At 60.8% G+C, this 13,019-nt stretch carries 11 protein-coding genes and 1 pseudogene; 7 read left to right on the top strand and 5 right to left on the bottom strand.

Going from position 1 to position 13,019, the window contains the following annotated elements; genetic code table 11:
- Together ACIQ47_RS11585 and bktB are read left to right on the top strand one after the other, a co-directional pair.
- Nucleotides 1-462, top strand: a pseudogene (locus tag ACIQ47_RS11585) (SDR family NAD(P)-dependent oxidoreductase); the annotation flags it as partial.
- A 115-nt stretch (nt 463-577) separates the two neighbouring features.
- A complete protein-coding gene (gene bktB, locus ACIQ47_RS11580) occupies nt 578-1,762 on the top strand; it encodes a beta-ketothiolase BktB (RefSeq protein WP_396438264.1) in 1,185 nt (394 codons plus the stop codon).
- 75 nt (nt 1,763-1,837) lie between these two features.
- Here the strand turns inward: bktB and ACIQ47_RS11575 are convergent, their stop codons facing one another.
- The 5 genes from ACIQ47_RS11575 to ACIQ47_RS11555 all read right to left on the bottom strand — a co-directional run bounded on the left by ACIQ47_RS11575 (nt 1,838) and on the right by ACIQ47_RS11555 (nt 6,207).
- A complete protein-coding gene (locus tag ACIQ47_RS11575; RefSeq protein ID WP_396438263.1) occupies nt 1,838-2,197 on the bottom strand; it encodes a RidA family protein in 360 nt (119 codons plus the stop codon).
- Nucleotides 2,194-2,823: a glycerol-3-phosphate 1-O-acyltransferase PlsY gene (gene plsY / locus ACIQ47_RS11570; RefSeq protein ID WP_396438262.1), complete on the bottom strand. Its 630-nt coding sequence runs from the start codon at nt 2,821-2,823 to the stop codon at nt 2,194-2,196. The genes ACIQ47_RS11575 and plsY overlap by 4 nt, the downstream gene beginning before the upstream one ends.
- Before the next feature lie 28 nt (nt 2,824-2,851).
- Nucleotides 2,852-3,343, bottom strand: a complete 492-nt coding sequence (locus ACIQ47_RS11565) for an aminoacyl-tRNA deacylase (protein WP_396438261.1) — start codon at nt 3,341-3,343, stop codon at nt 2,852-2,854.
- A gap of 9 nt (nt 3,344-3,352) precedes the next feature.
- Nucleotides 3,353-4,411 (bottom strand): aldo/keto reductase, encoded by a 1,059-nt coding sequence (locus ACIQ47_RS11560; protein WP_396438260.1) that lies wholly within the window; start codon nt 4,409-4,411, stop codon nt 3,353-3,355.
- 92 nt (nt 4,412-4,503) lie between these two features.
- Nucleotides 4,504-6,207 carry an acyl-CoA synthetase gene (locus tag ACIQ47_RS11555; RefSeq protein WP_396428756.1) on the bottom strand — a complete coding sequence of 568 codons (1,704 nt, stop codon included), beginning with the start codon at nt 6,205-6,207 and terminating at the stop codon, nt 4,504-4,506.
- Nucleotides 6,208-6,349: 142 nt separating this feature from the next.
- On the opposite strand from ACIQ47_RS11555, the gene ACIQ47_RS11550 reads away from it, so the two are divergent.
- From ACIQ47_RS11550 to ACIQ47_RS11530, 5 genes are all read left to right on the top strand, one after another.
- Nucleotides 6,350-7,264: an alpha/beta fold hydrolase gene (locus tag ACIQ47_RS11550; protein WP_396438259.1), complete on the top strand. Its 915-nt coding sequence runs from the start codon at nt 6,350-6,352 to the stop codon at nt 7,262-7,264.
- 38 nt (nt 7,265-7,302) lie between these two features.
- Nucleotides 7,303-7,833, top strand: a complete 531-nt coding sequence (locus ACIQ47_RS11545; RefSeq protein WP_396438258.1) for a hypothetical protein — start codon at nt 7,303-7,305, stop codon at nt 7,831-7,833.
- Between the two features lie 71 nt (nt 7,834-7,904).
- Nucleotides 7,905-9,009, top strand: a protein-coding gene (prfB, locus tag ACIQ47_RS11540) for a peptide chain release factor 2 (RefSeq protein ID WP_396438257.1) whose coding sequence is annotated in 2 segments (ribosomal slippage) — nt 7,905-7,985 and nt 7,987-9,009 — 1,104 coding nt in all. Because the reading frame shifts where the segments join, the coding sequence is not laid out codon by codon here.
- Nucleotides 9,010-9,042: 33 nt separating this feature from the next.
- Nucleotides 9,043-11,754 (top strand): aminopeptidase N, encoded by a 2,712-nt coding sequence (gene pepN / locus ACIQ47_RS11535; RefSeq protein ID WP_396438256.1) that lies wholly within the window; start codon nt 9,043-9,045, stop codon nt 11,752-11,754.
- A gap of 42 nt (nt 11,755-11,796) precedes the next feature.
- Nucleotides 11,797-12,804 carry a class 1 fructose-bisphosphatase gene (locus ACIQ47_RS11530; RefSeq protein ID WP_396438255.1) on the top strand — a complete coding sequence of 336 codons (1,008 nt, stop codon included), beginning with the start codon at nt 11,797-11,799 and terminating at the stop codon, nt 12,802-12,804.
- Nucleotides 12,805-13,019 lie beyond the last annotated feature (215 nt).

The following is a 13,019-nucleotide window of genomic DNA, read 5'->3' as shown; positions in this document are numbered from 1 at the left end:
TGGCCTTGACTGCTGCGTTCTTGGGGGCCACAGAAAGCTGGCTCCTGCCCCGCAAAGTGCTCAACATTTCATCGGGCTTGGGCCGTTACCCCATGGCCTCGCAAGCGGGCTATTGCGCTGCCAAAGCTGGCATGGACCATTTCACCCGCTGCCTGGCGCTGGACGAAGCCCTGCACGCCAATGGTGCCAAAGTCTGCTCGCTCGCCCCTGGCGTGATCGACACCGACATGCAGGTGCAGATGCGTGGTTCAGCAGGCGAGGCGTTTCCGGACCAATCGAAGTTTTTGCAACTCAAAGCGCAAGGCCAACTCAGCTCGCGAGGCGTTTCCGGACCAATCGAAGTTTTTGCAACTCAAAGCGCAAGGCCAACTCAGCTCGCCCGCCCAAGCTGCCTCCCAGGTGCTGGGCTACTTGGCTCGGCCCGACTTCGGTGACAAGCCCGTGGCGGACGTGCGGGGCTGAGCGTTGCGGGTTAAGCGGCCTTGGGCTTGTCAGGTCGCTGTAGTTCTTGGCCCTGACACTGCCCGGGTTCAACCATTTTGTTTTTTGCCGTTTTTTCAATTCTGGAGACACTCCCATGAGCCGTGAAGTTGTTGTTGTCAGCGGTGTGCGCACCGCCATTGGTACCTTTGGCGGCAGCCTGAAGGACATTGCCCCCACCGAGCTGGCCGCGCAAGTCGTGCGCGAAGCCCTGTCCCGTGCGGGCACCTCAGGCCAAGACGTCGGCCATGTGGTGTTTGGCCATGTGGTCAACACCGAACCCAAAGACATGTATTTGTCGCGCGTGGCAGCCATCCACGGTGGCTGCGCCGAAGGCACGCCCGCGTTCAACGTGAACCGCCTTTGCGGCTCGGGCCTGCAGGCCATCGTCAGCGCCAGCCAGTCCATCTTGCTGGGCGACTGTGACATCGCCATCGGCGGCGGTGCAGAAAACATGAGCCGCGCGCCTTACGCCAGCCTGGCCACCCGCTTTGGCGCACGCATGGGCGACACCAAGATGATCGACATGATGGTCGGTGCCCTGCACGACCCTTTCCATAACATTCATATGGGCGTGACGGCTGAAAACGTGGCAGCCAAATACGGCATCACCCGCGAAATGCAAGACGCGCTGGCCCTGGAAAGCCACAACCGCGCCGAGCGCGCCACCCTGGAAGGCCGCTTCAAGGACCAGATCATGCCGGTCACGCTGAAAAGCAAAAAAGGTGACGTGGCCTACGCCACCGACGAGCATTTTCGCCCCGGTTGCAAGCCTGAAGACATGGCCAAACTCAAGCCCGTCTTCGTCAAGGAAAACGGCACCGTGACCGCGGGCAACGCCTCGGGCATCAACGACGCGGCTGCTGCCCTGGTGCTGATGGAAGCCGGCGCCGCCAAGGCCCGTGGTGCCAAGCCCATGGCCCGCTTGGTCGGTTATGCCCACACCGGTCTGGACCCCAAGATCATGGGGGTGGGTCCGATCTCGGCCACTCTTGCCGTGCTCAAAAAGACTGGCCTGACCGTCAATGACCTGGACGTGATCGAGGCCAACGAAGCCTTTGCCGCGCAGGCCTGCGCCGTGACGCGCGAACTGGGTCTGGACCCTGCCAAAGTCAACCCGAACGGCTCGGGCATTTCGCTGGGCCACCCGATTGGCGCCACTGGCGCACTGATCACGGTGAAGGCCCTGTACGAACTGCAACGCGTGAATGGCCGCTACGCACTGGTGACCATGTGCATCGGTGGCGGTCAGGGCATTGCGGCGATTTTTGAGCGCATGTGATGTTGCTGGGCTGACCAAAACGAATCATGGGCATCAAGAGATGCCCATTTTTTTGGCCTGAAAAAGCCTGATGCGTCAGGGCTTGACCGCCGCCGTGACCACCACCTCGATCAAATAAACCGGATTGGCCAGCGCTGCCTGAACCGTGACACGCGGCGGCGCACTGCCTGCCACCACCCACGCATCCCACACCTCGTTCATGGCGGCGATGTTGGCGATATCTCGGAGGAAAATCTGGGTGCGCAGGATGCGGGTTTTGTCGCTGCCCGCTTCTGCCAACCGCCGATCGATCTGCTGCAGCACATCGACCGTTTGGCTGCGGATGTCGGTGGCCTCGCACTCGGGCACCATGCCCGCGAGGTACACCGCGCCGCCGAAAATAGCCGCCTCGCTTAAGCGAGCCCCCACATGCATGCGTTGAATGTCTTGGCTCATGCTTTTTTCTTTCCCAGTTGTGACTCGGTGCCCGCCATCAGGCGGTGGATGTTTTCTCGGTGCCGCCAGACCAGCAGCAAGGCCATGACCGCCAGGCTCAACACTTCGGGCGAAGACGCTTGCCAGGCCACCCTATCGCCGAACAGGTAAAAAACAGGCGCAAACACCGCAGCCACCATCGAGGCCAAGGACACGTAGCGCGAGAAAAACAGCACGATGGCAAAGCTGAGCACCACCGCCAGCGCCAAGCTGCCGTTGACGCCCACCACGACACCCACTGCCGTGGCCACGCCCTTGCCCCCAGCAAAGCCAAAAAATACCGGGTACAGGTGCCCCAAAAAGGCGGCCAACCCGGCCAGCGCGGCCAAACCAGCGCCCGCACCGTGTTCGGGGCCATAGGCCAGCACCAGTGCCACCGGCAACCAGCCTTTGAAGGCGTCCAGCAGCAAGGTCAGGATGGCCGCTTTTTTGCTGCCCGAGCGCAGCACATTGGTCGCTCCCGGGTTTTTGCTGCCGTAGCTGCGCGGGTCGTTCAGGCCCATCAGGCGGCTGACGATCACCGCAAAGCTGAGCGAGCCCAGCAGGTAACTGGCCAGCACCACAACCCCTTGAATCCAAAGGTCCATCAACATCTTCCTTGTTCTTGTAAGGGCGTCATTCTGCCAGCGCGCAGTTCACCGCCTTGGCTTGCAGCATTTGCACACACACTTGGGGGTCGATGCCCACCATGTAACCGCGCCTGCCGCCATTGATGCAAATGCGCGGCAGGGCCAAGATGCTTTCTTCGATGTAAACCGGCATGTTCCGACGGGTGGCAAAAGGCGAGGTGCCGCCCACCAAGTAGCCGCTGTGGCGGTTGGCCACCTCGGGCGCACAAGGCTCGACCGACTTCAAGCCGATCTGACGCGCCAGGTTTTTGGTCGACACCTTGCGGTTGCCGTGCATCAACACCACCAAGGGCTTGGCGTCCTGGTCTTGCATGATCAGGGTCTTGACCACGGCAAACGGGTCCATGCCCAGCTCCTGCGCGCTGTGCTGGGCACCGCCATGCTCCAGGTAGTCGTAGGGGTGTTCGGTGAAGCTCACCCCGTGCTGACGCAAGAGCGCCGTGGCGGGGGTCTCACTGACTTTGTCTTTTTTGCCCATGGTCCTGCATCACAACGCCGGGTCGCGGATTTCCCAGCGGATCTGGTCAATCGCCTCGAGCACCTCGGGCGAGAGTTGCACCGACCAAGCGGCCAGATCTTCGTCCAGCTGGGCCACCGAGGTCACGCCGATGATGGTGCTGGTCACGTTCCAGCGGTGGTAACAAAAGGCCAGCGCCATCTGCGTGGGTGTCAGGCCGTGGTCACGAGCCAACTGGTTGTACCGGCGCGCTGCCGCCAAGGCCTCAGGGCGGCCCCAGCGCTGCTTGCGCACCGACTCGTAGCGGGACAAACGGCCATTGGGCGCACCTTGGTCTTCAAAACCAGTTTGGTCGTATTTGCCCGTGAGCAATCCAAAGCCCAGTGGCGAGTAAGCCAGCATGGACACGTTCAGCCGGTAGCAAGTTTCGTCCAGCGCGTTGTCGTACGTGCGGTTCACCAGGCAATACGGGTTTTGAATGGTGGCCACGCGCGGCAGACCATGCTGCTCGGCCAGGCGCACAAACTCGTGCACACCATAGGGTGTTTCGTTGGACAGGCCGACGTAACGCACTTTGCCCGCCTTGACCAATTTGGACAGGGCCTCCAGTTGCTCGTGAATCGGGGTGAGGGGCTTGTCTTGGCTCGGATCGAAATAGCTCAGGCCAAACACCGGCACATGGCGCTCGGGCCAATGGATCTGGTACAGGTCGATCACGTCGGTCTGCAGGCGACGCAAACTGCCTTCGCAGGAGGTCAGGATGTCTTGTGCCGTCATGCCCGTGCCTTCGCGCACCCAAGGCATGCTGCGTGAGGGGCCCGCCACCTTGGTTGCCAGCACCAGCTTTTGGCGCACGCCGGGGTTTTTGGCAAACCAGTGACCAATATAGGTTTCGGTCAGACCACAGGTGTCGGCCGTGGCGGGTACGGCATACATCTCAGCGGTGTCAATGAAATTGATGCCAGCGGCCAAAGAGTGGTCAAGGATGGCGTGAGCCCCCTCTTCGCTCACTTGCTGGCCAAAGGTCATGGTGCCAAGACAAATGGGCGTGACGTGCAGGTCGGATTGACCAAGTTGTACTTTTTTCATGGGCTTGTCTTTGGCTGCGACTTAAAAAACTGATTTTGGCATGTTGGGCGTATTGGGTGATGCGTTGAACGTGCATTTGCTCGGGCACACCCTCAAGGCTCAATGCGCTTCTCATCACGCGCCTCTTCTTGCAGGCGCAGCACGCGGCGCTGCACCTTGCCGGTGGTGGTCATGGGCAACTGGTCGATGAATTCGATCTCTTTGGGGTATTCATAAGGGGCGAGCAAACCGCGCACATGGGCTTGCAGTTCGCGACGCACCTCGTCGTCAAAAGCCGTCTGCCCTGGCCCAGTGGGCCTGCGGCCTTGCCAGTCGGGCGACATGACCACATAGGCTTTGACCAGTGCTCCACGGTCTTTGTCGGGCTTGGGCACCACAGCGGCGTTGGCAACGGCGGGGTGCTTGACCAAACAGTTTTCAATCTCACCCGGGCCAATGCGGTAACCCGCCGCCTTGAACATGTCGTCGGTACGCCCTTGGTACCAGAGGTAGCCGTCCTCGTCGCAAACGGCCATGTCGCCTGTGCGGCACCAGTTGCCGGTGTATTTGGCCTTCGTGGCCTTGTCGTTGTTCCAGTAGCCCAAAAAGAAAACCGGGTCCGGTTGGCGGTGCACATCGAAGCGGTTCACCGCCACTTCGCCGGGCGTGCCGGGCGGGCACAACTGCCCCGCATCGTCGATGACCGCCACCTGGTGCCCTGGATACCCTTTGCCCATGCTGCCGGGCTTGGCAGGCCACAAGCGGGCGCAGTTGCCCACCACGTAATTGATTTCGGTCTGGCCGAACATCTCGTTCACCGTGACGCCCAACTGTTGCTGGCAATAGCCAAACACCGCGTCACCCACCGCCTCGCCCGCGCTCATCATGGCTTGCAGCTTCAGGTTGTAACGCCCCTTCACCTCGGGCACGGCCTTCATCATGGCTTTGAGCGCGGTGGGGAACAAAAAGGTGTGTGTCACGCCGTGGCTTTGCAAAATCTCGAAGGCCGCTTCGGGCGAAAACCGCCCATTGAAGGCCACGATGGGCCGGCCAAAGTAGAGGCTCGGCAGCAAGGCGTCCATCAGCCCGCCCGTCCAGGCCCAGTCGGCAGGCGACCAGAACACGGCTTTCGAGGGCTTTTCTGCCTTGAAAGGGTCAAAGCCAAACCAATTTTGGCTGCACACAAAGCCCGTCAGATTACCGATCATTGCCCGGTGAGGGATGAGCGCACCCTTGGGGTTGCCGGTGGTGCCGCTGGTGTAAATCAGCACCGCCGGGTCTTCAGCCCAAGTGGACACGGGTTTGAACGTGCTCGCGCTGGCTGCCATGGCTTGGTTCAGGTCCAGATCGGCCAAGGTGCCCGCTTCGCCCACCCCCAACAGCGTCTGCAAACCGGGGCAATCGGCTCTGGCTTGCAGCAAGGCCTGCACGGTGGACTCATCGCACACCGCCACGCACGCTTGGCTGTCGTTGATGCGAAATGACAAGGCCTCGGGGCCAAACAGCATCGACAAAGGCATGGCCACCGCACCCATCTGCAGCACGGCCATGTAGGCCACCGCCGTCTCATAGCGCTGGGGCATGACGATGGCCACGCGGTCACCACGCTGCACGCCGTGAGAACGCAGCACCCGGCTCAGCCGATTGGCGTCTTGCTGCAGCTGCCCGAAGGTCCAGCTGCGCCCCGGGCCCTGCCCTGCCACGTGCTCGCGCACGGCCTGGCGCTTGGCCGTGGCCGCTTGCGCTGCCCATTGCCCGCAACAGGCCTGTGCCATGTTGAAGCGCTTGGGCACTTTCCAGCCAAAACTCTGGTGGATGGCCGCATAGCGGTCAGCGGCCCGACTTCGGGTCGGCTGCTTGGCTGCTGGGGAAGGCTGCGAGCCGAAGGGTTCCGGGGGGGCGATTGGCCGGTCCTGGTGGCGACTGATGTTCACGGTGTCTCTCCTTATGATCGAAAGTATGTACCAAGTTTTACGCCCCTCACAAAGTCTCTGGGTGCCGCTGCGCGGCTGTCGTTATCATGTCCGCCAATGGGGCACGCCCACACCCGGCACCACGCCGCTGGTGCTGGCGCATGGCTGGATGGATGTGGCCGCCTCCTGGCAGTTCATGGTGGACGCGTTCAGCGAGTCCTTTGTCAGCCAGCGCCCCATCATCGCCTTGGACTGGCGCGGCTATGGACTGACCGAAACACCCGCCACTGACAGTTATTGGTTCCCCGACTACCTGGCCGATCTGGATGCGCTGCTGGACACGCTTTACCCCGGTCAGAGCATCGACTTGGTGGGCCACAGCATGGGCGGCAACGTGGTCATGATGTATGCGGGGACCCGGCCCGAGCGGATTCGCCGTCTGGTCAATCTGGAAGGTTTTGGCATGCCCGCCACCCAAACGAGCCAAGCGCCCACGCGCATGGCCCAGTGGCTGGACGAACTCAAGGCGCAGCGTGCAGGCAGCAACGACCTCAAACCCTATGCCGATGCAGTGGGCGTTGCAGCGCGCCTGATGAAAACCAACCGCCGTCTGAGCCAGGACAAGGCCGGCTGGCTGGCCCAACACTGGGCCAGCCCCGGCCCCGATGGACAGTGGCGCATCCTGGGGGACTCGGCGCACAAGGTCATCAACCCCTACATTTACCACGTCGACGAGGCGCTGGAAATGTACCGCCGCATCAGCGCCCCCGTGCTGGCCGTGGAGGCGGCAGACGACTCGCTTGGCCAGTGGTGGAAAGGCCGTTACACCCTGGCCCAGTACCATGAGCGCCTACAAGCGGTGCCCCACCTGGAGAAAACGGTCATTCAGGATGCAGGTCACATGCTGCAACACGACCAACCCGAAACTCTGGCACGTCTGATTGAAAAATTCTGTCAATGAAAAGCCCTAGAATCGGCCTTTTTTGATGTTGATCCAACATGCAGGCCACGCACATTTCCCGTTTTTTTCTGATGGCATGTTTGTCGGCTTGCGCGTCTTTGGCACAAGCACAAACCAGCAACCGCTTTTGCCCAGATTTTTTGTCGGTCAAAGGGGCACCAGAACCTGCACATCGGGGTGAGATCACGTTTTCCCCTTACACCCGCCACTGGACTCCAAGCAATGAGCACAAACAAGTGGTCTTGGTGGCGATTGACGAGCAACTGCCCGGCGACCGTTTGTGCGGCATCAGCTTTTTCAGCAACTCTTTTGGGCAGCCTTCGCTGTATGTTTACGCGGGTCTGCAGTACAACAAGCTCATGGGCGTTCCAGAACTGTTCGCCAAAGTCACGGCTGGCCTGATTTACGGCTACGTGGCCCCTTACGAGGGCAAGGTGCCCCTCAATTACAAGGGGTTCAATCCGGCCATCATCCCTTCCTTGGGCTACAAGTTGACACAGCACGACTCGGTTCAGCTCAAATTTCTGGGCAGCGCCGGCCTGATGTTTTCTTACGGGCGGCAGTTTTAAGCGCTGACGGGGGCATGCGCCACGCCATCTCATGAGAAAATGCTCCGTTTACCGAACCGGACATTTTCCCCATGGACGCAGAACGCATCAACCAAATCGGCACATCCCTCACAGACCTGACCGCTCGTACCCACGAGTTACGGGGGTATCTTTGACTACGATGCCAAATCTGAACGGCTGAGAACCGTCAACGCATCGCTCGAAGATCCCACGGTCTGGAACGACCCCAAAAAAGCCCAGGAACTGGGCAAAGAGAAAAAAGCCCTCGACGGCGTGGTGGTGACCATCACCAACCTGACCAGCGAGCTGGCCGACAACCTTGAGCTCTTTGAAATGAGCAAGGAAGAAGGCGATGACGATGGCCTGTTGACCATCGAAGTCGAAGCCGCCAAATTGACCGCGCTGGTGGAAGACCTTGAATTTCGCCGCATGTTCCGCCATGAGGCCGACCCGCTCAACTGCTTTGTTGACATTCAGGCCGGTGCCGGTGGCACCGAAGCCTGCGACTGGGCCAGCATGCTGCTGCGCCAGTACACCAAGTACGCCGAACGCAAGGGCTTCAAGGCCACCGTGGAAGACGAAACCCCGGGTGACACCGCAGGCATCAAGGGCGCGACCATCAAGATCGAAGGCGAATACGCTTTTGGTCTGCTGCGCACCGAAACCGGCGTGCACCGTTTGGTGCGCAAGAGCCCCTTCGACTCATCGGGCGGCCGCCACACGTCGTTTGCCTCGTTGTTTGTGTATCCCGAAATCGACGACTCGATTGAGATCAACATCAACCCATCTGACGTGCGCACCGACACCTTCCGTGCCAGCGGCGCGGGCGGTCAACACATCAACAAAACCGACTCAGCGGTGCGCCTGACGCACATTCCCACGGGCATCGTGGTGCAGTGTCAAGACGGCCGCAGTCAGCACAGCAACCGCGATGTGGCTTGGCAACGCCTGCGCTCACGCCTGTACGACTTTGAGATGCGCAAACGCCTCGAAGAGCAGCAAAAGCTGGAAGACACCAAGACCGATGTGGGCTGGGGTCACCAGATCCGCAGCTACGTGCTGGACAACAGCCGCATCAAGGATTTGCGCACCAACGTCGAAATTTCGGCCACCCAAAAGGTGCTCGATGGCGACCTCGATGCGTTCATCGAAGCCTCACTGAAACAAGGCCTCTGAGCTGCTCAGACCTCAACAAAAACGGAGTTAGTGATGCGTGAAGGACAACCCACTGCGATTCACCGGGAAGCTTATGCCGCCCCGGCGTTTTGGATCGACACGGTCGATCTGACCTTTGATCTGGACCCAGCGAAAACCCGCGTGCTGAGCAAAATTCGCCTGCGCCGCAACCCCGACGTGGCGGCACAAGCCCTGCGTCTGGATGGCGAAGACCTCAACCTGTCGCGTGTGCTGGTCAACGGCGGTGGCACCTCGTTCAAGATGGACGGCAACCAACTGGTGTTGGAGAACTTGCCCGAAGGCCACGAGCCTTTCGAGTTGGAAATCTTCACCACCTGCAACCCCGAGAAAAACACCCAACTGATGGGTCTTTACGTCAGCAACGATTCGTTTTTTACCCAATGCGAAGCCGAGGGCTTCCGCCGCATCACCTACTTCCTGGACCGCCCGGACGTGATGGCCAGCTACACCGCCACGCTGCGCGCTGACAAAGCCAAATACCCGGTGCTGCTGTCCAACGGCAACCTGGTTGAGCAAGGCGCGCTGGACGATGGGCGGCACTTTGCCAAGTGGGTCGACCCGCACAAAAAGCCCTGCTACCTGTTTGCCCTGGTGGCCGGTCAGCTGGTCGCACGAGAGCAACGCATCGTCAGCCGCAGCGGCAAAGAGCACTTGCTGCAAGTGTTTGTGCGCCCCGGCGATCTGGACAAGACCGAACACGCGATGAACTCCCTCATGGCCAGCGTGGCCTGGGACGAAGCCCGCTTTGGCCTGCCGCTCGATCTGGAACGCTTCATGATCGTCGCCACCAGCGACTTCAACATGGGCGCGATGGAAAACAAGGGCCTGAACATCTTCAACACCAAGTACGTGCTGGCCAACCCGAACACCGCCACCGACATGGATTTCGGCAACATCGAAAGTGTTGTCGGCCACGAGTATTTCCACAACTGGACGGGTAACCGCATCACCTGCCGCGACTGGTTTCAGCTCTCGCTCAAAGAGGGCCTGACGGTATTTCGCGACCAGGAATTCAGCCAGGACATGGCGGGCGAGGCCAGCGCCCGCGCCGTCAAGCGCATCGAAGACGTGCGCGTGCTGCGCACGGTGCAGTTTGCCGAAGACGCCGGCCCCATGGCCCACCCGGTGCGGCCAGACAGCTATGTCGAGATCAACAACTTTTACACCGTCACCATCTACGAAAAAGGCTCGGAAGTCGTTCGCATGATGCAAACGCTGGTGGCCACCCCCGCTGACAGCCTGGGCCGCGATGGATTTGCCAAAGGCATGAAGCTCTACTTTGAGCGCCACGATGGCCAAGCCGTGACCTGCGACGACTTTGCGCAAGCCATTGCCGACGCCAACCCCGGCTCGGCGCTGACCCAGAACCTGAGCGCTTTCAAGAATTGGTACAGCCAAGCAGGTACCCCCCGCCTGCAAGCGAGCGGTGACTACAACGCTGACGAACGCAGCTACACCCTGACCCTGCGCCAAAGCTGCCCAGCGACACCTGACCAAACCGAAAAAAAACCTTTTGTGGTTCCAGTCACTCTGGGCTTGCTCAGCCGAGATGGCGCTGCCCTGCCCTTGCAGTTGGCTGGCGCCAACGACAGCGTCCTGCAGCAAACCCTGGTGCTGACCGAAGAGAGCGCCAGCTTCACCTTTGCCAACATCGACAGCGAACCCGTGCCCTCCTTGCTGCGCGGTTTCAGCGCCCCAGTGGTGCTGGAAGACGGTTTGTCCGCGGCCGACCTGCTCATCTTGTTGGCCCACGACAGTGACCCCTTCAACCAATGGGAAGCTGGCCAGCGCCTGATGCTGCAAAGCGCGCTCGCTGCCATTCAGCAAAACAAGGACATGACGGGCCAGCCTGTGCTGTCCGACGCCTTGCTCGCGGCCTTGCGCAATGTGTTGCGCCACCCCGAACTGGACGCGGCTTTCAAAGACCTGGCGCTGACGCTGCCGTCCGAGAACTACATTGCCGACCAGCTGGACGTGGTGGACCCGCAACGCGTGCATGCGCTGCGCGAGAGCATGCGCCTGAAACTGGCCACGGTCTTGCAGGCCGACTGGCAATGGGCCTGGGACGCGCACAAGCACAACGGCACCTACACACCCGACGCCCAATCCAACGGCCGCCGTGCCTTGGCAGGCCTGTCCATGAACATGTTGTGCGTGGCTGCTGTGCACAGCGGTGACGCCGTCACGCCCAGCCGCGTTTTCCAGCAGTTCAAGGACGCGGGCAACATGACCGACCGCTTCAACGCCTTGTCGGCACTGGTGGTGAGCGGCCATGCCTTGGTGCAAGATGCTTTGGCCTTGTTCCACAAAATGTTCCAACACGAAGCCCTGGTCATCGACAAATGGTTCGCCCTGCAAGCCGGTGCGCCCGACCGTGCTGGCGACGTGTTGCCACGTGTGCGTCAGCTCATGCAACATGCCGACTTCAGCCTGCGTAACCCCAACCGCGCGCGCAGTCTGATCTTCAGCTACTGCAGCGCCAACCCGGCAGGTTTTCACCGCGCCGATGCGGCAGGCTATGTGTATTGGAGCGAGCAGGTGCTGGCGCTCGATGCCATCAACCCGCAGGTTGCAGCACGCCTGGCCCGCGCCATGGACCGCTGGAGCCGCCTGGCAGAGCCCTACCGCAGCGCGGCCCAAGTCGCCATCGAGCGCGTGGCCGCCAAAGCCGACCTGTCGAACGATGTGCGCGAAGTGATCAGCCGCGCCCTGAGTGCGGCTTGAAGTGCACCTCCTGACTTCGACGCACGAACCCAAGGAATGAACATGAGCAGCAAAATTTCCCTGTCCCGTTACCTGGTAGAACAGCAACGCGACAAAGGCCACATCCCAGCCGACTTGCGCTTGCTGCTCGAAGTGGTGGCCCGGGCTTGCAAAAGCATCAGCCACGCTGTCAACAAAGGCGCTTTGGGCGGTGTGCTGGGCACGGCCGAAAGCGAAAACGTACAAGGCGAAGTGCAAAAAAAGCTCGACATCATTGCCAACGAGGTGCTGCTCGAAGCCAACGAATGGGGCGGGCACCTCGCGGCCATGGCCTCCGAAGAGATGGACAGCATCTACCTGGTACCCAACCGCTACCCGCAGGGGGAATACCTGCTGCTGTTTGATCCACTGGACGGCTCGTCCAACATCGACGTCAACGTCAGCATCGGCACCATCTTCAGTGTGCTCAAAAAGACGGAGGGTGAGCAGGGCGTCACCGAACAAGACTTTTTGCAACCCGGCAAACAGCAAGTGGCAGCTGGCTACTGCGTGTACGGCCCGCAAACCACGCTGGTGCTGACAGTGGGCGATGGTGTGGCCATGTTCACCTTGGACCGCGAGCAAGGCTCATTTGTGCTCACGCAAGAAAATGTGCATGTGCCCGCCGACACCCAAGAGTTCGCTATCAACATGAGCAACATGCGCCACTGGGACGAGCCCGTGCGCCGCTACATCGACGAATGTCTTCAAGGCAAGGAAGGCCCGCGCGGCAAGGACTTCAATATGCGCTGGATCGCCAGCATGGTGGCCGACGTGCACCGCATCCTGACCCGTGGCGGCGTCTTCATGTACCCCTGGGACAAGCGCGAACCCCACAAACCCGGCAAGCTGCGCCTGCTTTATGAAGCCAACCCCATGAGCTGGCTGATGGAGCAAGCAGGTGGTGCCTCAACCAATGGCAAGCAACGCATTTTGGACCTGCAACCGAGCCAGCTGCACGAGCGGGTGAGCGTGATCCTGGGCTCTAAAAACGAAGTTGAGCGCGTGACCCAGTACCACGCCAAGGCTTGACCGCAGGCCCTGCAGTTTTGCTGCTGCCAGTCACCCATCCAAAGGCCCCTGACACTCACGTGTCAGGGGCTTTTTGCCATTCATGACCGCAAGCCAATGGCTTGCGTGGTGAATCATTCGTCGCTGTCTGGCGGAAAGCCATCCCCAACAGGCACAGGCGCTGAAGCCGCCGCAGGCTCAGAGACCACAGCACGCAGGGTTTCACGCAACATTTT

It is taken from the genome of Limnohabitans sp. (assembly GCF_044373035.1).
GTDB lineage: Bacteria > Pseudomonadota > Gammaproteobacteria > Burkholderiales > Burkholderiaceae_C > Limnohabitans_A.
Note: the sequence above shows the minus strand (reverse complement) of the source record. Positions and strands in the feature narration are given on the sequence as shown.